This window comes from Rhizobium sp. BK212 (assembly GCF_014197475.1).
Taxonomy (GTDB): domain Bacteria; phylum Pseudomonadota; class Alphaproteobacteria; order Rhizobiales; family Rhizobiaceae; genus Rhizobium; species Rhizobium anhuiense.
Genome location: NZ_JACIFS010000005.1, coordinates 156,844 through 181,427, shown reverse-complemented (window position 1 = coordinate 181,427; position 24,584 = coordinate 156,844). Strand labels below are relative to the sequence as shown.

Genomic DNA, 24,584 nt, shown 5'->3' with positions numbered 1-24,584 from the left:
CAAGGCGCTCGCACTGCGGCGAAGCCTTGAAGGTTCGTGCCGTTTTTGGGTAGTCTTCTGCCTCCCGGGAGGGTGACCCATTTGGCTGCTGACGACGTACCATTGCTTCGATCGATACAACTTGGCGCAGCCCTGTCGGCTTGCGCCTTGGGTCTGGCTTCCTGGAGCATCGAGACCGATCACTCCACGGAGCACACGCATGGCCTGTTCGAAATCCGCGAGGAGGCCAGGCGCTTCATTTCGCACGAGAACGCCAGGGGGGATCAGCAATGGGAAGTGCTGGAGCCCAATCTGAAGACGCTGGTTCCCCGATGTGCGGTCCCACTGGAAACACAGTGGACGCCGAAGAGTCTTGGCCGCTCGAAGCCGAGCGTCATGGCGATATGCACGGTCACCGTGCCGAACTCTGTGATGAAACGCTGGGACGTACACGTCCCCGTGAAGCAGGAACCAAATCAGACGAAAGCCGCCACAGATCCCGCCTCCCCCTGAAAGAGCAGGCGTCCGAACGTGATTTGATATATCCGGATGAGATCACTGCGATTGCAACAGAGGCGACCAGACGTGAATGCATCGGTGGAATTGCGCTCCTACCCCGGACTCGACGAGCGCATCGTGATCGTCCGGGTCGGCGACGAAGTGGATGCCGTGTTCGTCCGGACCGAGAGATTCAACGTCCTGATCGATACGCTCGGCACGCCCGAGCTGTGCCGGATGGCGCTGGATCTGCTCGAGGAAAGGGCCGAGGCTCGTCCGCTGGTCGTCGTCAATTCGCATATGGATTGGGATCATTTCTGGGGAAATGCCGCCATTGCCGGGCGCGCGCCGATTATCGCGCATGCCGCCGCGCTCGACCGTTTGCGCGACCCTTCCACACGAGAAGTCCTCAGCGACAAGGCGAGCCAGGAATCGCGATTTCGGAACGTCGACCTCATCGGTCCCGATATTACCTTCTCAGGCTCGATGACCCTCAACGGCGGCGATCTGACGCTGGAGCTCATTCATACGCCAGGACATACGCCCGACCATATCGCCATATGGATTCCCGAACTTCGCACCTGCCTGGCCGTCGACGCGGTGGAATACCCCATTCCCGAAGTCTGGAGCAGAGCTGCTGGCGACCTTCGCCTGATCCGTTCCTCGCTCGAGCGCATACGCGACCTCAAAGCCAGACTGGTCATCCCTGCGCACGGCCACACGTACTCTCCTTCGGCAGTCGATGAGAACCTGGCCTATTTCCAGGCCCTGGCCGATCGTGTCGGCAGTTTGAGCGAAAGCCGGCTGGCGGATCAGCAACTCGGCAGCTCAAGCGGCCTGCGGCTGGAAGACTTCGTCCCCATCCCCGACGGAATGCCTTCCGACACGGTGACGTTCTACCGGAGCTGTCATGAGACAAACCTCGGCGCGACGGTTCAGGCCCATATCGAAAGACTGAAATCCGCCTAGAATATCTTTGGAGATCGCGAAGTGAAACCATTGGAGGGCGGGCGAACCGCGCAGATCTGGCGCGACGGCGATACCGTCATCCGACCATCGGGCGCATGGACGCCGACGGTGCATCGGTTTTTACGCCATCTGAGGAGCAGCGGCTTTGCGAGAGCACCTGATCCCATTGAGATAACCGGCGAAAATCAGGAAGTCGTCAGCTATGTCGCCGGGCGTGTCTGCGAAGACCTGAACGATCCGTTTGTCGGATCGGAGCGCATGCTGGTTTCCGCAGCCCGGCTCCTGCGCGATTTTCATTCGGCATCTCAAGGGTTTCTGCAGAGGGATCGCGAGGTCCAGACATGGATGCTGCCGCCGCAAGAGCCGTGCGAGATCATATGCCACGGAGATTATGCGCCCTATAATGTCGCCACGGCAGAGCATGAGGCTGTCGGGATCATCGATTTCGACGCCGCCCATCCCGCACCGCGGGTATGGGATCTGGCCTATTCGGTTTATCGCTGGGCGCCCTTATCCGATCCCGCCAATCCGCATGTGCCATTCGACCTCGACGAACAACTGCGGCGGGCGGACATCTTCTGCATGGCCTATGGGGCGACGGCGGAGGAACGGCTCCAGCTCCCCGAAACGATCTGCCGGCGCCTTCAGGCGCTCGTCGATTTCATGCTGGCGAGCGCCTCAACCGGAGATGAGACATTCGTCGAGGACGTGAATGCAGGAGACGCCCGGCTTTATCTCAGCGATATCGACTATATCGGGAGCCATCGGGATCGACTGCTGAAGGCGCTGTGCTGACGCGCCTCGCCAATGCAGACGTCCCGTCTGCCGCGTGTCCGCAGCGCTCACGTATCTAGAGCCATTTCCTCCGACGGAAGAAAGTGAAGAGGAACAGACACAAGAAGGCGATGACGGCTAGCACGACGAAATAGCCATACTGGAATTTCAGTTCCGGCATATCGCTGAAATTCATCCCGTAGATGCCGGCGATTGCGGTGGGGACGGCGAGAATCGCCGCCCAGGCGGCGAGCTGGCGGGCAATCGCCGTCTGCTCCGTCTGGCCAATCATCACGCTGGCCTCGAAGGCGAAAGCGAGGACCTCGCGCAGCGCGTCGATATCCTCCTGGACCCGGCGCACGTGATCCGTCACATCGCGAAACAGCGACTGGAGCGTCGGATCCATGCCGGGAAGATCGATATGCTCGTAGCGCCGACAGACGTCGACCAGCGGCACCACGGCGTTGCGCAGCCGCAGCAGCTTGCGCCGCAACAGGTAAAGCCGCTCGATGTCGGATTTTGCCAGCTGTTCGCGCAGCACCAGATCCTCGAGCTTCTCAACCTCCTCCTGCACGACCTCGATCACCGGCATGTAATTGTCGACGATGAAATCGAGGATGGAATAGAGAATGTAATTCTCGCCGTGGGCAAGCGCCGTGGGCGTGGCCTCGCATCGTTGCCGCACCGCAAGGTACGAGGACGAGTCCCCGTGGCGAACGGAGACGACATAGCCGCGACCGACGAACAGATGCGTTTCGCCGAAGACGATTTCGTCATCCTTCATATGCGCAGTCCGGGCGACGATGAACATCGCGTCCCCATAGATCTCCAGTTTCGGGCGCTGGTGGGGCTGTGCTGCGTCCTCGATCGCCAGCGGATGGAGATTGAACTCGGCCTGAACCTGGTGCAGCAGCACTTCATCCGGCTCGTGCAGGCCGATCCAGACGATGGCATTCTCCCGGCCTCGCCATTCGCCGGCCTCTTCGATCCTGATGTCCCGAATGCGTTGCCCATGCTGGTAAACGGCGGCAGCCACGACACCGGGCCGTTCAAACGGCGGCGATGTCGAACCGCTCCCTCCCCGCTTGGGAATACTGTCCAGATCCTTCAGCTGTTCCAATCCTGCCACCCTCCCATCCCTACGCATCACATATCCGCGGCCAACTCGTCCGCCGGCCCGGCGCGCAGCCGATCATAATGCTATTTGGTAAAACATGCATCATCTGCCTCGGTGGGGGCCTGACTTGGCGCTTTTCGTGACCGGACCCGGGCCGCGTCATGTGTCCGTGGATATATCGTCCCAGTCCTGATCCATGTAACCGGTCAGCCAGTTGAGGGCGTAATGCCGTTCGTAAACCACGCCCTTATCCAATCCGGCGGGTGGCTCTTCGCCCTTCAGCCGCGCGTTCACGGCGGCCCAATCGTAGCGGTAGACAAGGTCGGCGGCGTCGAGCAGCTCTTTCTGCGGGCGCAGCCTGGCACGCCGCATGAGCCTTTCCGTCCCCAGTTCGCGAAGCGTGTTCGCAATGAATGGCACATCGCAAATATGGTCGGGTCGCTCGAGGTCCGGCGAGATTCCGAGCGCCCACAGCATGACGTGGACACCCTCGTACCGCCAGGCGAAATTCGTCCGCTCCTGATCCGAAGGATCCGGATCGTCCATGAACGCCCGTTCCTTCGGGGTGAAAAAACTTGCGGCGTTAAACTGGCGGATGAGAGCCTGACCCATTGCGTGGTCGCCGGTCTCGCCTTTGACGGCAACGATTGCAAGGGCGATCGTGCGCTGAACGACAGCCTTGGTATTGCGGCGGGTGCTCTCGTTTTCGGGCTCGATGGTCGGCAGATGATCGATGGTCGGAACGCCTTCCGATCGAAGCTGGGCGATAGACCGGGCTTTGCGCGCTCCCGCCTCGTCAGCGGGCTGCGAAACGGCTGCCTGCACCGGCAGGATCAGTGCGAGAAAGGCGGAAAAAATGCGCTTCATCATTATCTGGCTCCCAGCATCGCCGACGACGCATGGATAGCCATTTTCCAGTCTGAGCGGGATCCCGAGACCGAAGGCAGCGGCGATATTCCGGAAAACTGGTAAACGGCTTTTTTACATCCCGGAACAAATCGTTAAATTTTTTTCGATACAAAAGTTCTCAGCCAAGCCGGTATGAGGCCGGACCTTCGATGGGGACTTTCAATGCGTCGTCCAAACATAAAATCGAGTTTGCTGTTGATTTTCAGCGGCATAGCTCTTCTTTTCGGCCTTGTCGCCTATCTCGCGGTCGACGGCCTTCGAAAGACGAACGGCTCCACCGAAGAAATTGCTGCCCATTGGCTGCCGAGCGTGCAGGCTTCGCAGGCGATCAATCTCGCCATGACGAATTTGCGTCTCGCCTATCGTGATCACATCATCGCGCAATCGGATGCGGAAAAGAAAACCCGCGAAGAGGCCATCAAAGTCGCCGAGGATACCGTCGGCAAATCGGTGGACGCCTATCTTTCGCTGGCTTCATCCGAGCACGAGCGCGACCTGATCAAGACGATCAAAGAGAGCGTTGGAGGCTACATCGCCAGCAGCTCGCAGTTGCTCGCCCTTTCCCGCGCCAACAAGACCGAAGAAGCCGGGCAATATCTGGGCGGGGAGATGCGCTCCTATTCGGAGAAGCTCAAGGAAGCCACGACGACCCTGGTCGAATTGGACGTCAGCGGCAGCAACAAGGCTGCCGAACTCAGCAAGGAAACCTTCGACTCCATAGAATTCTACCTGCTTGCCACAATCGGCGTTGCAGGACTGCTCGTTCTCGGCGCCGTCGCGTTCGTGCTGACAGGCATCGCCAACCCGATTACCGGCATCACCGACGCGATGCGGCGGCTGGCCGAGGGAGACACCGCTTCGAAGATTCCGTTTGCCGACCGCGCCGACGAAATCGGATCGATGGCGGGCGCGGTGGAGATCTTCCGCCAGGCCGCGATCACGAACAAGCGCATGGAAACGGAAGCCGAGGAAAGCCGCAACAGGGCGGAAGGCGATCGCATTGCCGCTCAGCAGCAGGCGGAAGCCGACGCCTCGGAGCGGCTGCGCATCGCCACCTCGGGTCTCGCCGCCGGTTTGAAGCGACTGGCCGCAGGCGACCTCGCCTTCCAGCTCAACGAGGCCTTCGCCCCCGACTTCGAGGCGCTGCGCCATGACTTCAACCAGTCCGTCAACCAGCTTGGCGCGACGCTGAGAGCAATTTCCGAAAGCATCGGCACGATCGACGAGGGCACGCGGGAAATCTCCTCAGGGGCGAGCGATCTTTCGAAGCGTACGGAGCAGCAGGCGGCCTCGCTCGAAGAGACGGCGGCAGCGCTGGAAGAGATCACGGCAAACGTCTCGAACTCCAGCAAGCGAACCGAGGAGACGCGTACGGTCGCCACGGAGGCAAATCGCAGTGCCGGGGTCTCCGCGGAAGTGGTCTCCCACGCCGAGGAGGCGATGGAGCGGATCGAGACCTCGTCGCAGCAGATTTCCAACATCATCAGCGTCATCGACGAAATCGCCTTCCAGACCAACCTTCTGGCGCTCAATGCCGGCGTCGAAGCGGCAAGAGCCGGCGAGGCCGGCAAGGGCTTTGCCGTCGTGGCCCAGGAAGTGCGCGAACTCGCCCAGCGCTCGGCAAGCGCTGCCAAGGAAATCAAGGGCCTGATCCAGAACTCCTCGAAGGAAGTGGAAAGTGGCGTCAAGCTGGTGCGCGATACCGGCCAGGCCCTGAAGACCATTGGCGGCTTCATCACCCAGATCAATCACCATATGGATTCGATCGCCACCTCTGCGAAGGAACAGTCCATCGGGCTGAGCGAAGTCAATGTTGCGGTCAACCGGATGGACCAGACGACGCAACAGAATGCGACCATGGTGCAACAGTCGACGGCGGCATCCGATTCGCTGGCGCAGCAAGCCCAGAAGCTTCGCGAACTCATCGCCCAGTTCAGGCTCGACGATGGGGCCTCCAGCCAGTCCGCAGCCCTTCGCTCGACGGCCAGAACGATGGCGCAGCCCTCTGCCCGTCCAACCATGCATGCGGTCGCCGCACGCCGCTAAAACACATGGCGGCAGGAAATCGGATATGAAAGGCGCCCGGCAATTGCCGGGCGCCTTTTCATTCGGTCATGACGCGAAGGCGGGATTGCGGCGCGCGCCCATTCTCAACACGAAATAGATCGCCCCGCCGATGGCGACGCCGAAGAACCAGCCGTAGGTGCCCCACCAGTCCGGCAGGATGGACGTGAAGGTCGGCAGGATCGAGGAGAACAGCGCTCCCACGGCAAATGCGATGAAGGCGCTGCCGTGCCATCCGCTCTGGAACCGGAACTCGCCATTCTCATGGTAGAGCGCCTCAACATTCAGCTGGCTTTTCCGGATAAGGTAATAGTCCACCATCATGATGCCGAAGATCGGCCCCATCGTCGATCCGATGAAATTGACGAAATGCGCCGCACCCGTCTCCCAGGGAGCAAACGGGTAAAGCACGAGAGCGATCAGGGCGGCGATATATCCCCCGCGTTTGAAGTTGATCTGCCGCGGGAAGACATTGGCGAAGTCGAAGGCCGGCGACACGAAGTTCGCGACGACGTTGATGCCGAGCGTTGCGATCGCAAATGTCAGCGCCGCAAGCAGCGCCAGGAACCAGCTCTCGAATTTCGCCGATATCATTTCGGGATGTAGCAAGACCTCGCCATAGACTGTGAAGGCGGCCGTGGTCGTAACACCCGCGACGAGGCAGAACGCCAGGAGATTGATCGGCAGCCCCCAGAGGTTGCCTTTCCGCAGCGCCTTTTCGCTCGTGGCATAGCGCGAGAAATCGCAGAAGTTCAGGTAGAGCGCCGCGAAATAGGTGATCCAGGTGGCCGCCACGGCGGCAAGCGCCGCGATCGAGCCGGGTTCACCCGGCACGCCGGCATCCTTGGTCTTCTCGATCAGCACTTCGCGCGGGATTTCGGAACCGAAAGAGAAGGTGCCGGATTTGACGACCAGATAGACTGCGAGGATCAGCATCATGATCCAGACGGCGGGACCGGCCCAATCCTGGAATTTGCGAACCGTTTCCATCCCCCGCTGGATGATCAGCAATTGCAAACCCCAGACGATGACGTAGCAGATGACTTCGAGGGTCGAGTGGCCGAGCAGGTGGCTGTTCTGATGGAAGGCGAGCAGGCTTTCGTTGCGGATCAGCAAGGCGACGATAGCGCCGGACGCGGCCGCGGTTTGCGCCCCATACCAGAAGCAGGCGACCACCGCGCGGACCAGTGCCGGAACATTCGCCCCGAATGTGCCGAAGGAGGCGCGCGCCAGAACCGGAAAGGGTACGCCGGTACGCACGCCGGCATTGCCGACCAGACTCATCAGAAAGAAGATGACGAGGGATCCGATGCCGATGGCGATGACGAAATTGACGAAGCTGCCGCACAGCAGGAACAGGCTCGCCGCCAGATAATAGCCCCACAGGCTGTGGACATCAGATGTCCAGACATTGAAGATGCTGAATGCACCCCATTTGCGCTCCTCGGCGGGTGCAAGATCCTCGTTATACAACGAGGGAGACGGATTTCGTACGCTCATGAATGCCCTCCCATATCCTCGAGGTCAATTTGACCACAGGCGGAAGTCTGCTCTTCATTTGGGCATCTGACAATTTGATAGTCACATTGTACACATCTCTTGGCGATGCCTGAGGATTAGCCATCGCCGCCGGCTCTTACTTCAGTCCATTCATTGCGCGCCGACGACACGTCCGGCCAGGCGAAACGGACTTGCCACCGCGGCGCCGGCGGCATCGAAGACATAGGCACCAACATCACCGGCGGTCGAACGCCGCCCGCTTTCGAAGGAGGCGAGCTGCGCGCCGAACTTGGCGAGCGATGCATAGCGGTCATGCCCCAGCCCGTCGGAGGCCTGGATCGAAGTGATGTCGATGACCCGAAGCCTTTCCTTCAAGGCAGCCTCCTCGATGACGGGATCGTCGATATCGAGGCGCCCGACGCGCGGCCGCTCCCCCGCAATGAAGCTCGAAGCCACGAGCGCCCGGTCGTCCTTCGAGACGAGAAGGGATATCGGGAGCGGCATGCGCCCGATATCCTTCAGCTGGGATCGGAAGACATCGACGTCGATGTCAGGGGCGGCCAGGATTACCGCCAGCTTGGCGATGACGTCATCGCGATGTTCCAGCTTGAGCTGACGCACCGTTTCCATGACCAGGAACCCGCCCATGCTGTGGCCGAAAAGAATGATGCGTTTCACCTTCCCGGAAGCCGAAAGCGATCTGACGAGGGCGTCGAGGTCGCTCCGCGAGGAGAGCGCCGCATCCCGGTCGGCGACATAGCCGGCAACGGCCGCAGCCGAGGGCCAGGAAAACAGGATCGGTGCACCCGGAATGTTGGCGTCCGCGGCGATCTGGGCGGTGCGATAGAGCGCCTCCTGGTAGCTGTAGTTGTAGCCATGCACGAAGATGCCGACGGTGCCGTCGGGTTGCACGGAGGCGAGCGCCTGGTGCACGAAGGCGTCCTTCGGCAGCTGCTTGCGCTCGACGACCGCAAATTGGCGTTCGGGATCCGGTTTTGCGCTGGGGTAAGTGATGGCGGTATTCTTCCTGCCGGAAGGGACCGAAAATGCGTACTGCTCGTAGGTGAGATTGTCAGCCCATGCACTGCCGAAGCCGCCCCGCACACTGTCGGGGGTTCTGTTGGTCGCGGCAAGAACGCTCACGCGGTCCGGTGCGACGTCATCCGCATGAGCGGCTTCATCGCGATGAACCGCCAGATGGACCGGGTTCAAGACCTCTGGCGACGGCCTCGTGGCGCAACCGGCAAGCATTGCCAGACCGATCGTGGCCAGCATCGCCGGAGCGCCCTTCGGAAGCCATCTCAAACGCAGTTCCGTCATCGAGCGGTCCCCTCGGAGGCCAGGAGATGCAGCGGCCGCCGTGGCAGCCGCATGCGATATTCGGCTATACGCGTGCTCATGCTTCTGCAACGGCATCGGCCTGAAGGTCTTCATCCCGCGGGATCCGGAACCAGGCGACATAGAGCGCAGGCAGGAACAGCAGGGTGAGCGCGGTGCCGACGACGATGCCGCCCATCATGGCGTAGGCCATCGGCCCCCAGAAGATTTCGCGCGAGATCGGGATCAGCGCGAGGGTGGCAGCCGCGGCCGTCAGCATGATCGGCCGCATGCGGTGTTCGGTGGCTTCGATGACCGCCTTCCATGGCGCCATTCCTTCGGCGCGCAGATGCTCGATCTGCACGACCAGGATAACCGAGTTGCGGATCAGGATGCCGATCAGCGCCAGCACGCCGAGGATCGCGACGAAGCCCATGGGGGCGTTGCTTAGCAAGAGTGCTGCGACCACGCCGATCAGGGCCGTCGGCGCGACGGCGAACACCAGGAAAAGGCGGCTGAAGCTCTGCAGCTGGATCATCAGGATCGTCGCCATCGTAAAGAGCATCAGCGGAGCGACCGCGGCGATCGGCCCCTGGGCTTCCGCGCTGGATTCGACCGCACCGCCCACTTCCACCTTGTATCCCACCGGAAGGTTTTTCTGGAACTCCTCGACCTTCGGCTTCAACTGTTCGACGATCGTGGCCGGCTGTGTCGAACCGATGACGGCAGCCTTGAGCGTGATGGTGGGTTGCCGGTCACGACGCCAGATCGTCGGCTGCTCGAGCTCGTAGCGGAAGTTCGCCACGGCCGAAAGAGGCACGACCTTGCCGTTGGAGGTGGAAAGCTGCAGGTTCTGCAGCGTCTGGATGGAGTCGCGTTCGGATGCCCTGGCCCGCCCGATGACGTTGACCAGATAGATATCGTCGCGCACCTGCGTTGCCGTCGAGCCTTCGACGATGCCGTTGAGGGCGGTGGCAATATCCTCCGAGGAAACGCCGAGCTGGCGCGCCTTGTCCTGCAGCACGTCGACCTTCACCACGCGGGACGGCTCGTTCCAGTCCAGGACCATGTTCGACAGCAGCGGATGCGAGCCGACGACGCCGGCAAATTGCTGCGAGATGTCGCGAACCTTTTGAATATCGGGGCCGCTGATCCGGTACTGAACCGGCTTGCCCACCGGCGGGCCGATGTCGAGAAGCTTCACGAAGGCGTCGGTGCCGGGGAAGGTTTTTGTCAGATAGTCCTGCAGCTCCGCCCGCACCTTGTCGCGCACGTCGAGCCCCTTCGTGACGATGATCGTCTGTCCGAAGGTGACATCGGGTGTCTGCACGTCGAAAGACAGGATGAAGCGCGGCGCACCCTGGCCGACATAGGTCGTCCAATGATCGATATCCTTATTGTCGGCCAGCATCTCCTTTTCGAACTTGGCCATCTGCCTGTTGGTCTCGGCGATCGAGCTGTTGTGGGGAAGATTCCAGTCGATCACGAGCTCGGTTCTGTCCGAGTTCGGGAAGAACTGCTGCTGCACCAGCCCCATGCCGCCGACCGAAAGGCCGAAGACGCCGACCGTGAGGATGATGGTGACCCAGCGCCAGCGCATCGCCAGCCCCAGAAGCCAGGAGAAGATCGAGGCGAAGCGCCCCTTCTTCTCATGATGCGACTTCATGGTCTTCGGCAGGATCGTGACGCCGAGAAGCGGCGTAAACAACACCGCCACCACCCAGGAAACGATCAGCGACACCGCGATGACCACGAACAGCGTGAAGGTGAATTCGCCGGCGGCGCTGCTGTTGAGACCAACCGGAATGAAGCCCGCGACGGTGACGAGCGTTCCCGTCAGCATCGGAAAGGCGGTCGACGTGTAGACGTAGGTGGCCGCTTTCCTGAGATCGTCGCCCGCCTCCAGGCGGGCAACCATCATCTCGACGGCGATCATCGCGTCGTCAACGAGCAGTCCGAGCGCGATGATGAGCGCGCCGAGCGAGATACGCTGAAGCGAAATGCCGGAATATTCCATCACCACGAAGGTGATGGCGAGCACGAGAGGTATGGAGATCGCCACCACCATGCCGGCGCGAAGACCGAGACTGATGAAGCTGATGACGAGCACGATGACGATTGCTTCGAAGAGTGCGCGGGTAAAGCCGGACACCGCTTCGTCGACGACAGCAGGCTGGTCGGAAACGCGGTGGACGTCCACACCGATCGGAAGATCGGCGACGACGCGCTTCATCTGTGCGTCCAGCGCCTCGCCGAATTCAAGGAGATTGGCGCCCTGCTTCATGCCGATGGCAAGCCCGATGGCGGGCTGGCCCTTGAACCGGAACAGCGACGAGGGCGGATCGACGTAGCCGCGTTTGATCGTGGCGACATCGGTCAACGGGAAGAAGCGGTCGTTGATCCTGAGGTTGATCGCCCGAAGGCTTTCCTCGGAGGTGAACTGCCCGCTCACCCGCAGGGCGATGCGCTCCGGCCCGGCATCGACGAAGCCGGACTGGGTGACGGCATTCTGCGCCTGCAGGGTCTGGATGACTGACTGCTGGTCGATGCCGAGTGCTGCGATCTGGCGCGTGGAGAATTCCAGATAGATCGCCTCGTCCTGAGCGCCGATCACATCGACCTTGCCGACGTTGGGCACGGTCAGAACCTCGGAGCGGGCATTTTCGACGAGATCGCGAAGCTGCCGCTGGGTCAGTCCGTCGCTCGTGAAGGCATAGATGTTGCCGAACACGTCGCCGAAGCGATCGTTGAAGAAGGGACCGACGACCCCGCTCGGGAAATCGCCCTTGATGTCGGCGATCATGTTGCGGATGCGCAGCCAGGTCGGTGCGACATCCCTGGCCTTGGTCGTCGGCAGCAGTTCGACGAAGACGGTCGTCTGGCCGGCAACGGTCTCGCTCTTGGTGTAGTCGAGCGATTCCAGTTCCTGGAGCTTTTTCTCGATCCTGTCGGTCACCTGCCGCGTCACCTCTTCGGCGGAGGCGCCGGGCCACTGGGCGGTGATCACCATCGTCTTGATCGTGAAGTTCGGGTCTTCCTCTCGGCCGAGGTTCAGATAAGAGAAGGTGCCTGCGAGAATGAAGACGATCATGAAGTACCAGACGAGCGAACGGTGTTCGAGCGCCCAGTCGGAAAGGTTGAAGGACTTCACTGGCTGATCTCCTGGTCGATCCTGATGGTCTGGCCATCTTCAAGTTTATGCACGCCTGCCACGACCACCCGTTCTCCAGCGGCGATCCCTTCGGTGACGCGGACGGTACCGCCGTCTTCGACGTCGCCGTCGATCGTCACGCGGCGCAGCGATACCTTTTTGGCCGGCGCGTCGACGATCCAGACGCTCGGGCCGTCGCTGCCGACAAGGATGGCAGAGGAAGGCAGAACGATCTGCGGATCGGCGGCAATGGTTGCCGAGGCCGAAATGACGGAGCCGAGCCTGAAAGTTTCAGGCGGATCGCTGAGCGCGATCTTGGTTCTGCTCGTGCGGGTGGCGGTCTCCGCCTCCGGCGCGATCTCGCGCACCACCCCGGATGTGCGGATGGTCGGATCGAGCTGCAGCGTCACTTCGAAAGGCGCGCCGATTTTCAGTTTCTGGGCGGCTGCCTGGGGCACATCGACCACGGCGTCGCGCCTGTCCGGCCGGGCGATGGTCACGACCGTCTGGCCGGCCGAGACGACCTGTCCAACCTCGGCCGAGGTCGCCGTCACCACCCCATCGAATTCCGCCTGAAGCTGCGCGTAGCCGAGCTGCTCCTTGGCCTTGTCGAGGTTGGCCTGCGCCTTGGCGACGGCAGCCGCGGCCGTCCGTCTCGCCTGCTCGGCCTCTTCGAGCGAGGCTTCCGTGCCGGAACGCGACTCCACCAGCGCCCGCTGGCGCTGCTCCGTGGTCACCGCGTTTCTGAGCTGGGCGTCGCTGTTCTCGACGTCCGACTGTGCGTTACGCACGGCAAGCTCCAGCGCCAGCGGATCGATGGCGGCGACGACGTCGCCCCGCTTGACGATATCCCCGACATTGACATTGCGGGCGATCATCCGCCCGAGAATCCGGAAGCCGAGTTCGGTCTCGATCGTCGGTTCGATCGTGCCGGTCAGGCTGAGGCTCGAAACGGACGTCTGCTTGACTGTCATCGACAGCACGGGACGGGGCGCCTCCTCCTTGCTTTCCTCCTGCTTCGTGCAGGAGGAGATCAGGGCCGTACCCATCATCAGGGCGACTATCTTGGGACGAATACTCACTTGGAAGCTTCCTTGACATAAGACACGATTTCAGCCGGCCTGAGGAACTTGGTCCCGTCGGTCACCACGACGTCACCCGCCGACACGCCTGATTTAACGATGAAGCTGCCGGTCTCGTAGCCGGCGACATCCACAGCCCTTGCCGAAACCGCAGAGGATGCGGGATCGACGATCCAGACGGCCGGCTTGCCGTCCTTGGACGTCATGGCGGACCAGGGAAGCTGGATGACGTCCTGCGAGACGTAATTGAATCTCCCGACGACGGGAGCGCCGAGGGGAATGGGCGCGTCGCTCGATATCGCAACCTTGACCTTGATGGTTCCGGTGGAGGAATCGATGGTCGGCGAAATCTCGCGCACCTTCGCCGCGATCTTCTGTGAAGGGTCCGACAGAAGGGTCACGGTTCCGTCGCCGTCGATCGGGCGCAGGAACGCGCTTTCGACAACCTCGAAGACGGCATCCCGGTCGCCGTCATGGGCAAGGGTGAAGACGACCTGCGCGGCCTGCGCCACCTGCCCGACCTCGGCATTGCGGGCGGTGATCATCCCGTCGGCATCCGCCTTCAGCTCCGTGTAGGACAAGGTGTCCTGGGCCGTTTCCAACAGCGCCTGCGCCGACTTCGTCGATGCCTGCGCGGTCAGGAGCGCCTCCTGCGCCTGGTCGAGTGCCGCGCGCGTCGTCACCTGCGTTCGAAACAGGCTCTGCTGCCGGTCATAGGCGAGCTGTGCCTGGGTCTGCTGGGCTTCAGCCGACTGAAGATTGGCAGCCGCCACATCCAGTTCGGCCTTCTGCTCTTCCGGATCGATCCGCGCCAGCAACTGCCCCGCCTTTACGGACTGTCCGACTTCCACCAGCCGTTCGATGATCTTGCCGCTGACACGGAAGGACAGATCGGTCTGGACACGTGCGCGAACTTCCCCGGTGATCGCACCGCCCTCAACCAGCGGCTCGGGTTTGGCGACGACGACGGTGACCTGCCGCGGGGTGGACTCAGTCGGCCCGCCCGCATCGCTGCATGATCCGAGACCGATGGCGCATACGATCGCTGTGGCGACCAGAATGGTTCTCATAGTTGACCTCTTGCTCTCAACGGCAGCTGCTATATAATTGACTGACGCATTAGTCAATGAAACTTTGTGCCGCAGGGGACGAGGCGCGCACGACACGGGAGGCAAGGAAAAAAATGACAACTCCGAAGAAACTCACACGCGCGGAACAGAAAGCGCTGCGGCCCATCCAGATCCTGGATGCGGCCTTCGAAGAATTCGTCAGAAGCGGTTTTTCGGGTACGCGCGTCGAAGACATCGCCGAAAGGGTAAACGTCACCAAAGGCACGGTCTATGTCTACTTCGAGACGAAGGAGAAGCTTTTCGAAGCGATGATCCACCATTTCTCCGTGCCGTTTCAGGAGTTGCTGGAGACGGCCGAGGGCCTCAGCGGCAGCGCTACCGACAGGCTGCTTTCCATTCTCGGCCTGCTTTACGAGCAAATTGCCGAGGATCGCACGACCCGCGAGTTGACGCGGCTCGTCATTTCCGAAGGACAGCGGTTTCCCGATCTGATCGACCGCCACCATGATGAGTTCATTGCGCCGATCATCGCCAAGGTCGACGGCCTCATTCTGGAGGGCGTGGCGTCGGGGGAGTTTCGTGCAATTCCGGTGGAATTCTCCGACATCGTGGTCGCACCCATCCTGACGACGACGGTTCTCAGGCTGATATTCGACGACCGCCGCGAGCCACCTCCCAACAAGGAGGCCTTCCTGCGGGCCTATTTCGACCTGCTGCTGCATGGCCTGCTGGCCAAGCCTCACTGATCTCAGAATGACGAAAATACCGCGCAAAGCGCATAGCTTTTTTCAAGTTTTTATGTGAAAACATCGAGTTAGCGATGCCTTCGAAGGCATGACCTCAATTCGTGACGGAAAAAGTGGAACGCAAAGTCAATCTCAAGGATGTCGCGCGCGATGCCGACGTGTCGCTGAGCACGGCGTCGCACGCGCTGAACGGAACCGCGCCGCTGACGATCGAGGTGCGCGAGAGGGTTCTCGATTCGGCCAAACGCCTGGGTTACCTCGACCGCCGCAGGAAGAAGGCGACGATCGCGGCCTTGCGCGTTCTGCTGCTTGCCATTCCCGACGACGCCGCGCCGCAGAGCGACCTCAACCTGGTGAGCTGGACGATCCTCAACGGTCTTCGACGGGAGTGCGAACGCCGCGGCATCAGGATCGTGCCTTTCGTCAGCACCGGCCGGCGCATCGACGGCGCTCAGGTCAGGCAGATCGCGCTCACTGAGCGCGCCGACGGCATCGTGATCCTGAACGACGATCAGCCGGAACTGATCCGAAGCCTCGCCTTCCCCGATATGCCCGTCGTCCTCGTCAACGGTGAAGATCCGGCCATGCTGGTCGATACGGTCACGCCCGAAAACCGCTTCGGCGCGCGGCTCGGCATCGAGCACCTGCTGGGGCTCGGGCATCGCCGCATCCTGCACCTGACCTGGAAGGGCCGCACGACGATCCAGCGCCGGTATGACGGCTTTTCCGATGCCTATCTCGCCGCCCAGCTTCCCGTGCCGGAGGATATGATCGTCGACGCCAAAGGATATGAGCCGAGGCACGGCGAGGCTGCCATCAACGCGCTGCTCGACCGCGATCCCACGATGAAAGGGGCGACTGCCGTCTTCTGCGCCGCCGACAATCTGGCGCTCGGCTGCCTGAAGGCCCTGGCCGATCGCGACATCCGCGTGCCCGAAGCGATCTCAGTCTTGGGCTTCGACGACATCGTCCCTGGCGAATTCAGCCGTCCGCCGCTTTCGACGATCAGCGTTCCCACCGACAGGCTCGGTGCTGCCGCTTTGGCGCTCATCGAACAGCGGCTGATCGCCAACGACCCGCAACGGCCGGCCCATCGCCTGGAACTCGGATGCCATCTCGTCCTGAGGGGTAGCGTCGCGCCGCCGCGCTAGATGTTTAGCCCTGAGGATTCCGCCGAATCCCCAACATTTGCATAAGACGAAATTGGAGCGGCTCAGGCGATCGAGCCTGAACCACTCCTGTTTAAAGCGGACGCGTCGGAAATCCCGACCCGTCTTCGGTGGCTATCTCAAAATTCGGCCCATTCGTCCTGCTTTAGGGCCGTGTTACCGCGCGCGACGGGGCGGCTGGCGCTGAAGTTCGGGTTACGGGCCGACGCTGCCATGGTCGATGCGGTCTTGCGTAGGGCGGCGGCCTGCGATGCGCCGGTCTCGCCCAGCTGGAACCGGCCGATCAGGTCGCGAAGGCGGCCGGCCTCGGTGGCAAGCGTGGCGCTCGCCGCGTTGCTCCATCGCCGCGTTCTGCTGCGTCACCTGGTCCATCTGGTTGACGGCGGTATTGACCTCCGAGAGCCCGAGGGACTGTTCCTTCGCCGATGTGGCGATCGCATCCATGTGCTGGTTGACCGTGACGATATAGTCCTCGATCGTCTTCAGCGCCACGCCGGTTTCGCTGACGAGCTTGACGCCGCTTTCCACCTCGACGGAAGAGTTGCGGATAAGATCCTTGATCTCCTTGGCGGCTTGCGCCGAGCGCTGGGCAAGCTCACGCACTTCCTGGGCGACGACGGCAAAGCCCTTGCCGGCATCACCGGCGCGCGCCGCTTCCACGCCGGCATTCAGGGCGAGAAGGTTGGTCTGGAAGGCGATTTCGTCAATCACGCCGATGATGTTGGAAACCTGGTTCGACGACTGCTCGATCTTCTGCATGGCATGGACCGCGTCAGCGACGACCTTGCCGGACTGAACGGCGCTGGCATTGGCCTGCACCGCGACGGTGCGGGCTTCCTCTGCGCGTTTCGAGGAGTTCGACACATTCGCCGTGATCTGGTCGAGGGCGGCTGCGGTCTCCTCAAGCGAGGCGGCCTGCTGCTCGGTACGCTTGGCAAGATCCTGGGTGCTGATGCTGATCTCGCGCGTGCCGCTGTCGATCTGGCCCGTCGATTGCGCGACCGCCCGCAGCGTCTGTTCAAGCTGCGCGACGGCTGCGTTGAAATCCGCCCTCAGGCTTTCGAAATCCGGCGCGAAGGACTGGGTGAGTTGGAAGCCGAGATCTCCGCCGGCGAGGTGTTTCAAGCCGTCTGCAAGGCCTGTGGTCGCCTGCGCCATCTGCTCAGCACGCAGCCTGTCCGCTTCGGCCTTCAGGCGACGCTCCTCCTCTGACATGTTGCGGTTGGCCGCGGCCTCTTCCTCCAGCCGCTTGTTGGCCAATCCATTGGCGCGAAACACTGCGACGGCTGCCGACATTGCACCGATCTCGTCGCCGCGATCGGCTCCGGGAATTTCGAGGGCGAGATTGCCCCCGGCGATGGCACTCATCGTTTCGGTCAGCCGGCGGATCGGCCGAACGATCTGTCCAAGGCTGAAAACGGTCGCAACAGTCAGAGAAACCAGCGCGGCGATTAGAAGCACGATATAGCTCGTGGCGATCGTCTGGTTCGTCACGGCGCTTGCAGCATCGTTCTTCCGTTTCAATTCCGTTTTTGCCCAGGCATAGAGTTCGCCCGCGCCGGCGTCGAATTTCAATCTGGCAGGTTTGAAGCTGTCAATTGCCAGCTTTAGAGCGGTGGCATTGTCACCCGTAATTGACGCGTTCACGATGGGCGGCGCGGTTTCCTGCAATGCGCGCAAATCCGATTTCAACGTCTCAAATCTCACCTTTTGGCTTGGATAGAGGCTTACCGCCGTATCGATGAATGCGAAGGTTTCATCAAATGACTGCGTCAGTTCACCTGCAGACTTTTTCTTGGTGTCCTGGTTCTGTTCTGCAATGAGACGATAGAGAAGGCGCCCGATCGAGTCGGAATTGCCGTTGATTTCCGCGAGCTTGTTAGTGCCGGTCGCATCGATATCGAGGAGTGTGCTGTAGGTGTCGTCGATCGACCGCAGTTTGGTGGAGACGTAGACGCTGACGCTGACCCCGACGATGACGGTGAAAGCCGTCAATCCCAGCAGTTTCGGGCCTATTTTGAGAGAATTCAGAGAGATCATGTATTGTTCCAGCCTGATGTGTCTTGGAATTTGACTGAAATCCAAAATCGTATTTGCTTCGCATTCCGACGTTCAGAACAGCCAGGCAGAAGCGCCCTATTCGGCGCACCGAAATAATAACGACCGTTCAGGAATATCCGAATGACAATCCTCGGGGCTCTGCCAATGCAAAGCGCTACCGCCCCCAGTAATCCGAGAACTATACTTATAGCTTTCAGGAAAATGACAGAATTATTTTCGACCTTCATAGCCGATCTTGTTGTTATTTCCGCCTATGCAAGAAATTGCATGTGGAAATTAAGATGGTGTAAACGATATTATAGCGTTGCCCGCCGCACTCGCTATTTTGCGCCCTTCGGATAAAGGCGCGCAAATTGCACAGTTCCACCTCATAAATTTCGCTCAGAAAATAGGCATCAGCCTCGCAAGTCATGCGCAAAGACAAAGCGGAAGCGCGCCCCATCGATCAGCATCGATGCGGCGCGCTTCAGTTGGAGCAGCGAGACGGGAATGCGGTTTGCAACGCTTGGGAGGAAGCCTCCCGTCTCGACCCGATTTCGGGCTATGCGCCGGGCTCGTTCACTTCATCCCCGTTCCGGCAATGCCGGTGGTGATGTATTTCTGCAGGAACAGGAAAACGACGGTGACAGGCAGCAGGCTGAGGAACGTCATCGCCAGGATATAGTGCCACTGCACCGAGAACTCCCCCTGGAACGCGTTCAGACCAACCTGCAGCGTGAAATTCTCGCGGCTGTTGAGGACGATGAGCGGCCAGAGGAAATCGTTCCAGCGCCAAAGCACGGAAAAGATCGCCAGCACCGCCAGCGCAGGCGCCGTCAGCGGCAGGATGATACGCCAGAAGATGCAGAATTCGCTCGCCGCATCGACGCGCGCTGCCTCTATCAGCTCATCGGGTATGGTCAGCATATATTGCCGCAGCAGGAAGACGGCGGTCGGAGAGGCGACCGTCGGCAGGATGACGCCCCAGAGATTATCGGCGAGCCCGACCCCGACGATAACGAGATAGGCCGGCACCATGACGACGGCGAGCGGGATCATCAGGGTTGAAATGATGATGACGAAGACCGCGGTGTCGCCTGCAAATTTGTATTTCGACAGGGCAAAGGCCGCCATCGCATTGACGATCAGCGTCAGCAACGTTGCGACGAAGGTGACGAACACTGAATTCTTGAGGAAGGTCAGAAAGTTGAAGCGCGTCAGCGGATCGGTATAATTCTCCGTGGCGACCGTCAGCTTCTGCACCGGCGTCAGCCCCTTCACGTCGACGCTGACGGGCTGTCCCGGATTTGCGGGGTCGACCATCTGGGCCTTGAGGCCGATGCGCCGAACCATGGCCATTTCGCGCAGTTGGCCGTCAACGGTGACCTGCCAGAGGCTGAGCGGCTTGTCGAAGCCGGGTACGGTCTGCTCCACGGCGGCCCGGGGAAGCAGGGTCGGTGGAAACCGGGTAATTTCGGCCGCCGGCTTCAGCGAGGAGAGGCCCGCCCAGAGGACGGGAACCAGCACCACGAAGGTTCCGCCGATCAGCCAGACCCATGACAATATGTCGGTTATATCGATGCGTCCGGCCCGGCGGGTGCGCGTGAGAAAACTGATCGGATTCATACGGCTGTTCATCTCAGGACTCCATTCGCTTGCCGATGCGCAGCTGTATGAGGGTGAGAACCAGAAGGACCAGCCCCATCAGAACCGATGCGGCGGATGCAAGACCGAAGAGACGGAGATCGCTGCCGAATGCCATCTGGTAGATATATTGGACGATGAAGCTATTGGCCGTGCCGGGACCGCCGCCATTGGTCAAAACCCAGGCCTCGTCGAAGATCTGGACCGATTTGATCATCAAAAGAATGAACACGACCAAGAGATTCGGGGCCAGCAGGGGAAGCGTGATCCTGAAAAGCGTGCGGCGCGGTGAAGCAGCATCGATGGAGGCAGCCTCGTAAAGCTCCTTCGGAATAGCCTGAAGGCCGGCGAGCAGGATGAGGGTATAAAAACCCATGTGAAACCAGACCGAGACCACGACGACGAAGAAGCGTGACCAGCCGACGTCGAGCAGGAAGATCTCGGGGGGAACACCGATCATCTGGAAGAAGGCGTTCAGGAGCCCGTTGCGATCGAGGAACCATTTCCAGATGAGGCCGATGACGACGGGAGACAGCAGAACGGGATAGAAAAACATCGCCCGGAAGAAGCCGCGCGCGACAATCGCCCGATTAAGGATCAGTGCCGTGATCAGCGCCACCAGCAAGGTGGCGACGACATTGAGGGCCACGAACCAGAGCGTGTTCCACACAGCCGTCCAGAACAGCGATTCCTGGCAGGTTCCCGGCTGCAGATAATTGCCGCAGGAAAGCAGTGTGCGGAAATTATCCAGGCCGACGAAGGGCCGCTCCGAGACGAAAAGGTTCGTGCCGCCGGTGAAGGCGTAACCGATCGCGATCGCGATCGGAAGGAACGTGAAAATGGCGAACAGAACGAGGTTCGGCGCCAGGAACAGCCATGGCATGCGTTTGCGGCCGAAGATGCGCTCGACCACATTCATCGGGGCTTCGACCACCCGCATCGCCGTTTCGCCTGCCTGCGACAGCAATGCACCTGCCTTGAGCGCCGCCATGTTCAGCGCCTCCCCTGTCCGGGCCGCCGGGCAAAAGCCAGACCACTTTCGGGATCGAACAGGTGAACCCGTCCCGGGGCGGCGTCGATCAGGATGTGATCACCCGGCGCCGGCGCGAAATGGCCGGCCTCATGAATGATGATCTGCTCATCCTGGCCTGCAAGGTTGCCGTAGACATAGGTTTCTGTGCCGAGGCCCTCGTGATACTGGACGATGAACGGCAGACCTTGCTCGCTGGAGCGTGAAAAATGCGCGGGCCGGATGCCGGCGAGAACGGCCTGCCCGACCGCAATCCCCGCAGGATCGACATCGCTGACGATTTTGCCGCCGTTGCCGACATCGATCGCGACGCCGTTTTCGCCGATGCCTGATACCTTGCCCTTGATGATGTTCATGCGCGGCGAACCGAGGAAGCCGGCGACGAACAGATTGCGTGGGCTATCGAACAGGTCCAGCGGCGCGCCGACCTGCTCGACCCGCCCGGCGCGCAGCACGACGATCTTGTCGGCCATCGTCATCGCCTCGACCTGGTCATGGGTGACATAGATCATCGTCGTCTTGATGTCGCGGTGGAGCTTGGTGATCTCGGCGCGGGTCTGGACGCGCAAGGCGGCGTCGAGATTCGACAGCGGCTCGTCGAAGAGGAAAATGTCCGGTTCGCGCACGATGGCCCTGCCGATCGCCACGCGCTGACGCTGGCCGCCCGAAAGCTGCTTCGGACGCCGGTCCAGGTAGGGTTCGATCGCCAGCATCCTGGCGGCTTCGGCAATCCGCGCCTCGATCTCGGCGCGCTTGAACTTCAGGTTCTCCAGGCCGAAAGCGAGGTTCTTGCGAACGCTCATATGCGGATAGAGCGCATAGGACTGGAAGACCATCGCGATCTTGCGCTCGGCCGGCGAGAGCGCGCTGACGTCGCGGCTCCCGATCGCGATTGCGCCCGTCGTCACCTCTTCGAGACCGGCGATGACCCGCAACAGGGTCGACTTGCCGCATCCCGACGGACCGACGAAGACGACGAACTCGCCGTCCTTGATATCGAGCTCGACGTCATGCAGGACTTTGACAGAGCCATACGACTTGTTGACGTTGGAAAGCTTCAGTTCTGCCATGCCCCACTCCCATCAGGTGCCGCCGTTTCGAAGACGGCGTCGTTTTTGTTCCAGCCTTGCGGCAGCGGTGTCGGTCTTGTGATCCGCACCTCGTTCATCAAGATCCCGGTGACATCAGCCACGTAGACGGCCGGCATTCCTCCCGGATAATTCTCAAGGCCGATCACCCGCCCGTCCGACCCGCGGGTCCAGGCATTGGCGCGGCCGCCGCCATCGGCTTTCGGGGACAGGTCGGCGTTCGTCGGGCGCAGGTCGTAGGACCGCGCCGTGCCGAGTTGCCCGGGCTGCTGGTCGATGGCGATACGCGCCAGTGATGCGTTCCGGATGCCGGCCGACGAGGTCGAAATGACCGTGATCGCCCCCTCCATCCGGCCGGTGATGTCCTCGACGATGAGATTTTCGATGGCGCCTGCCGTGCGCTCCGCGATGCGGTCAACCACATTGACGGTCAGCGCCTCGCCTGAGCCCCAGAAACCATCGGGGGTCTCGCGGCATTCCACCGCAATTCGCGAAAACCTCACATTCGATATCCGGCCGCCATCGCGGGAAAATATGCCGAGCGCCCTGTTGGAGGATGAGACGTTGCAATCCTCGAACACGACGTTGGTGACGTCGCCATGGGTTTCCGTGCCGATCTTCAGCGCACAGCTGAGGCTCTGAACGGAGCAGCGGCGCACAAGAATGTTTTCGCATCGTCCGATGGCGACACGATCGGGGCCGATGCTCGTCTTCAGGCATACGCCGTCGTCGGCCGTCGATATCCGGCAGTCCTCGATCACGGCGCCGCGGCAGGCATCCAGCACGATACCATCCGTGTTGGGAAGGCGGCGGTCGTTGTCGATGGTTACGTTCCTGACGACGACATCGGTGCAGTTGACGAAATGCAACGTCCACATCGGCGAGCGGCTAATATGGACAGAGCTGATCTCGACCTCGTCGCAGCCCTCGAAGACGACGACGCGCGGACGAAACTCGGCCGGAATGAAGGTTCCGACGGTCTCGTCATCTCCCACAATGAAGCTGTCGCAACCGGCTTCGATGCGCCCCGCCCCCGTCAGGCTGATCCGCCGTGCATCCCTAGCGACGATCATGCCGCGGTCCGACTTTTCGGCGATCACCGAAACACTCGTATGCGCATAGGCCTCGTAATCCGCAACGGGACGCAGGATCGCGCCGGCGGCGAGATGAAGGTCGACACCGGACTTGAGCTGGAGCCCCCGGCAGACATGGATGCCGGCCATGAGCGCCACGCGTCCGCCACCCGAAGCCGACAGACCGTCGATGGCCGCCTGCAGGCGGACCGTATCGTCGCCCTCCGCCGGCTCGATCGCGACAAGAGACACGGGGCTCATTGGCGATCGCCGTTCTCGAGGACGACTTCCGTCAGCAGCAGCATGGTCAGCGCCTGGCCGTAAGGCGTCGGCACGTTCGGGATACGCCTGTAGAAATCGAGGTCATGCCCCATCGGCGTGCCGTCCGAGACGCCGTGGACCACACCTTCCTCGTCGATCTGCGCCAGCACTGCCGCAAGCGCCCGCTCCGCGTAGGCCTTGTCGCTATCGTCGAGAATGCCGGCATCGACGGCGCGCAATATGCCATAGGCAATGCCTGCCGTGGCCGAGGTTTCCAGCGGCGAGGACGGGTCGTCCAGAAGCGTCGTGAACATCCCGTCCGGCCGCTGGCATTCCTTCAGCGAGCGCACCTGGCTGACGAGGACGTTCGACAGAAAACGCCGGTCCTTTTCGCCGAGTGTCGGAACGAGATCGAAGAGTTCGGGGATGGCGACGGTGATCCAGGCATTGCCGCGCGCCCAGAAGGCATTGGCGAAATTGTGCCGCCCGTTGAAGGTCCAGCCGTGATACCAGAGGCCGCTGACCGGATCGGAGAGGTAGCGGGTGTGGATCACGAACTGATAGACGGCCTCGTCGATCCAGTCGCTGCGTTCGCAGAGCACGCCGGCCCGGGCGAGAAACAGGCAGGCCATGAAAAGCGTGTCGTCCCACAATTCGCCGTCGTTGAGGCGCTCCTTGACGACGTGCTGAAAGCCGCCGTCTTCGGTCTTCGGCAATTCCTTGACGAGCCATTCGGCCCAGTCCTCGACAAGAGCCCGAAAATCGGGCCGGTCGACATGCTGGACGAGGATCGCAAGCGGCAGCATCGGCGCCGTACTGTTGATCTGGCGCGGCGGCAGGCCGCGTTCGATCTGGCCGGCATACCAGGCAACAAGCTCCTGCAGCGCTTTCTGGTCATCGGTGGCAATGGCGCGCCGCAGGAAGCCGTAAAGACCGACGCCGACTTCCCAGTCCCATTCGTCGAACTGGATTCCCGAGGCGGAATTTCCGGTCACGAGACCTTCCTTGATGCCCTTGAGCCGGCTGAAAGCCGTTGCAACGCGATCGATCGTCGTCAGGAGAGCGGCGTTATCGACAGATGTTGTGTTCATGCTTGGAGACCT

The 24,584-nt window shown here is 61.4% G+C and carries 18 protein-coding genes and 1 pseudogene; 6 read left to right on the top strand and 13 right to left on the bottom strand.

Going from position 1 to position 24,584, the window contains the following annotated elements:
• Nucleotides 1–102 precede the first annotated feature (102 nt).
• The 3 genes from FHT79_RS18280 to FHT79_RS18270 all read left to right on the top strand — a co-directional run bounded on the left by FHT79_RS18280 (nt 103) and on the right by FHT79_RS18270 (nt 2,241).
• The gene (locus tag FHT79_RS18280) at nt 103–492 is read left to right on the top strand and encodes a hypothetical protein (protein ID WP_183903976.1); all 390 of its coding nucleotides are present in this window, start codon (nt 103–105) and stop codon (nt 490–492) included.
• Between the two features lie 72 nt (nt 493–564).
• Nucleotides 565–1,446, top strand: a complete 882-nt coding sequence (locus FHT79_RS18275; protein WP_183903866.1) for an MBL fold metallo-hydrolase — start codon at nt 565–567, stop codon at nt 1,444–1,446.
• Between the two features lie 21 nt (nt 1,447–1,467).
• Nucleotides 1,468–2,241, top strand: coding sequence for an aminoglycoside phosphotransferase family protein (locus tag FHT79_RS18270; RefSeq protein WP_183845427.1), 774 nt, complete (start codon nt 1,468–1,470; stop codon nt 2,239–2,241).
• A 55-nt stretch (nt 2,242–2,296) separates the two neighbouring features.
• Here the strand turns inward: FHT79_RS18270 and FHT79_RS18265 are convergent, their stop codons facing one another.
• Together FHT79_RS18265 and FHT79_RS18260 are read right to left on the bottom strand one after the other, a co-directional pair.
• Nucleotides 2,297–3,340 carry a magnesium and cobalt transport protein CorA gene (locus FHT79_RS18265; RefSeq protein ID WP_183903975.1) on the bottom strand — a complete coding sequence of 348 codons (1,044 nt, stop codon included), beginning with the start codon at nt 3,338–3,340 and terminating at the stop codon, nt 2,297–2,299.
• A gap of 156 nt (nt 3,341–3,496) precedes the next feature.
• Complete coding sequence (locus FHT79_RS18260; RefSeq protein WP_183903865.1) at nt 3,497–4,207, bottom strand: DUF4272 domain-containing protein; 711 nt, start codon at nt 4,205–4,207, stop codon at nt 3,497–3,499.
• Nucleotides 4,208–4,408: 201 nt separating this feature from the next.
• Between FHT79_RS18260 and FHT79_RS18255 the strand changes: the two genes are divergently transcribed.
• On the top strand, nt 4,409–6,292 hold the full coding sequence (locus tag FHT79_RS18255) for a HAMP domain-containing methyl-accepting chemotaxis protein (RefSeq protein WP_132575010.1): 1,884 nt from the start codon (nt 4,409–4,411) through the stop codon (nt 6,290–6,292).
• A gap of 66 nt (nt 6,293–6,358) precedes the next feature.
• On the opposite strand, the gene FHT79_RS18250 is transcribed toward FHT79_RS18255, so the two are convergent.
• From FHT79_RS18250 to FHT79_RS18230, 5 genes are all read right to left on the bottom strand, one after another.
• Complete coding sequence (locus FHT79_RS18250) at nt 6,359–7,810, bottom strand: NCS1 family nucleobase:cation symporter-1 (protein WP_029868242.1); 1,452 nt, start codon at nt 7,808–7,810, stop codon at nt 6,359–6,361.
• Nucleotides 7,811–7,960: 150 nt separating this feature from the next.
• Nucleotides 7,961–9,130, bottom strand: a complete 1,170-nt coding sequence (locus FHT79_RS18245; protein ID WP_183903864.1) for an alpha/beta fold hydrolase — start codon at nt 9,128–9,130, stop codon at nt 7,961–7,963.
• A 76-nt stretch (nt 9,131–9,206) separates the two neighbouring features.
• Entirely contained in the window at nt 9,207–12,278 is a 3,072-nt protein-coding gene (locus FHT79_RS18240; RefSeq protein ID WP_183903863.1) for an efflux RND transporter permease subunit, read from the bottom strand.
• Nucleotides 12,275–13,360, bottom strand: coding sequence for an efflux RND transporter periplasmic adaptor subunit (locus tag FHT79_RS18235; protein ID WP_183903862.1), 1,086 nt, complete (start codon nt 13,358–13,360; stop codon nt 12,275–12,277). Before FHT79_RS18235 ends, FHT79_RS18240 begins: the two co-directional genes overlap by 4 nt.
• Entirely contained in the window at nt 13,357–14,430 is a 1,074-nt protein-coding gene (locus tag FHT79_RS18230) for an efflux RND transporter periplasmic adaptor subunit (protein WP_047618862.1), read from the bottom strand. Before FHT79_RS18230 ends, FHT79_RS18235 begins: the two co-directional genes overlap by 4 nt.
• A gap of 113 nt (nt 14,431–14,543) precedes the next feature.
• Between FHT79_RS18230 and FHT79_RS18225 the strand changes: the two genes are divergently transcribed.
• Both FHT79_RS18225 and FHT79_RS18220 read left to right on the top strand, forming a co-directional pair.
• Nucleotides 14,544–15,176, top strand: coding sequence for a TetR/AcrR family transcriptional regulator (locus FHT79_RS18225; protein ID WP_047618973.1), 633 nt, complete (start codon nt 14,544–14,546; stop codon nt 15,174–15,176).
• Nucleotides 15,177–15,277: 101 nt separating this feature from the next.
• Entirely contained in the window at nt 15,278–16,327 is a 1,050-nt protein-coding gene (locus FHT79_RS18220; RefSeq protein WP_348649675.1) for a LacI family DNA-binding transcriptional regulator, read from the top strand.
• A gap of 137 nt (nt 16,328–16,464) precedes the next feature.
• Here FHT79_RS18220 and FHT79_RS18215 read toward each other — a convergent pair.
• The 6 genes and pseudogenes from FHT79_RS18215 to FHT79_RS18190 all read right to left on the bottom strand — a co-directional run bounded on the left by FHT79_RS18215 (nt 16,465) and on the right by FHT79_RS18190 (nt 24,572).
• Nucleotides 16,465–18,385: pseudogene (locus FHT79_RS18215) on the bottom strand (HAMP domain-containing methyl-accepting chemotaxis protein).
• Nucleotides 18,386–18,964: 579 nt separating this feature from the next.
• Nucleotides 18,965–20,011: a carbohydrate ABC transporter permease gene (locus tag FHT79_RS18210; protein ID WP_183903974.1), complete on the bottom strand. Its 1,047-nt coding sequence runs from the start codon at nt 20,009–20,011 to the stop codon at nt 18,965–18,967.
• A 13-nt stretch (nt 20,012–20,024) separates the two neighbouring features.
• Entirely contained in the window at nt 20,025–21,020 is a 996-nt protein-coding gene (locus FHT79_RS18205; protein ID WP_063473552.1) for a sugar ABC transporter permease, read from the bottom strand.
• A gap of 2 nt (nt 21,021–21,022) precedes the next feature.
• Entirely contained in the window at nt 21,023–22,129 is a 1,107-nt protein-coding gene (gene ugpC, locus FHT79_RS18200; protein WP_063473551.1) for a sn-glycerol-3-phosphate ABC transporter ATP-binding protein UgpC, read from the bottom strand.
• Nucleotides 22,117–23,481 carry a glycoside hydrolase family 28 protein gene (locus tag FHT79_RS18195; protein ID WP_183903860.1) on the bottom strand — a complete coding sequence of 455 codons (1,365 nt, stop codon included), beginning with the start codon at nt 23,479–23,481 and terminating at the stop codon, nt 22,117–22,119. The genes ugpC and FHT79_RS18195 overlap by 13 nt, the downstream gene beginning before the upstream one ends.
• On the bottom strand, nt 23,478–24,572 hold the full coding sequence (locus FHT79_RS18190) for a glycoside hydrolase family 88 protein (RefSeq protein ID WP_029867880.1): 1,095 nt from the start codon (nt 24,570–24,572) through the stop codon (nt 23,478–23,480). The genes FHT79_RS18195 and FHT79_RS18190 overlap by 4 nt, the downstream gene beginning before the upstream one ends.
• Nucleotides 24,573–24,584: the final 12 nt, after the last annotated feature.

Excerpts from the sequence above, each read along its gene's own strand:
- FHT79_RS18205 (WP_063473552.1), bottom strand. The coding sequence starts at position 21,020 with ATGGCGGCGCTCAAGGCAGGTGCATTGCTGTCGCAGGCAGGCGAAACG.
- ugpC (WP_063473551.1), bottom strand. The coding sequence starts at position 22,129 with ATGGCAGAACTGAAGCTTTCCAACGTCAACAAGTCGTATGGCTCTGTC.
- FHT79_RS18210 (WP_183903974.1), bottom strand. The coding sequence starts at position 20,011 with ATGAATCCGATCAGTTTTCTCACGCGCACCCGCCGGGCCGGACGCATC.
- FHT79_RS18195 (WP_183903860.1), bottom strand. The coding sequence starts at position 23,481 with ATGAGCCCCGTGTCTCTTGTCGCGATCGAGCCGGCGGAGGGCGACGAT.
- FHT79_RS18255 (WP_132575010.1), top strand. The coding sequence starts at position 4,409 with ATGCGTCGTCCAAACATAAAATCGAGTTTGCTGTTGATTTTCAGCGGC.
- FHT79_RS18230 (WP_047618862.1), bottom strand. The coding sequence starts at position 14,430 with ATGAGAACCATTCTGGTCGCCACAGCGATCGTATGCGCCATCGGTCTC.
- FHT79_RS18245 (WP_183903864.1), bottom strand. The coding sequence starts at position 9,130 with ATGACGGAACTGCGTTTGAGATGGCTTCCGAAGGGCGCTCCGGCGATG.
- FHT79_RS18190 (WP_029867880.1), bottom strand. The coding sequence starts at position 24,572 with ATGAACACAACATCTGTCGATAACGCCGCTCTCCTGACGACGATCGAT.
- FHT79_RS18250 (WP_029868242.1), bottom strand. The coding sequence starts at position 7,810 with ATGAGCGTACGAAATCCGTCTCCCTCGTTGTATAACGAGGATCTTGCA.
- FHT79_RS18260 (WP_183903865.1), bottom strand. The coding sequence starts at position 4,207 with ATGATGAAGCGCATTTTTTCCGCCTTTCTCGCACTGATCCTGCCGGTG.
- FHT79_RS18225 (WP_047618973.1), top strand. The coding sequence starts at position 14,544 with ATGACAACTCCGAAGAAACTCACACGCGCGGAACAGAAAGCGCTGCGG.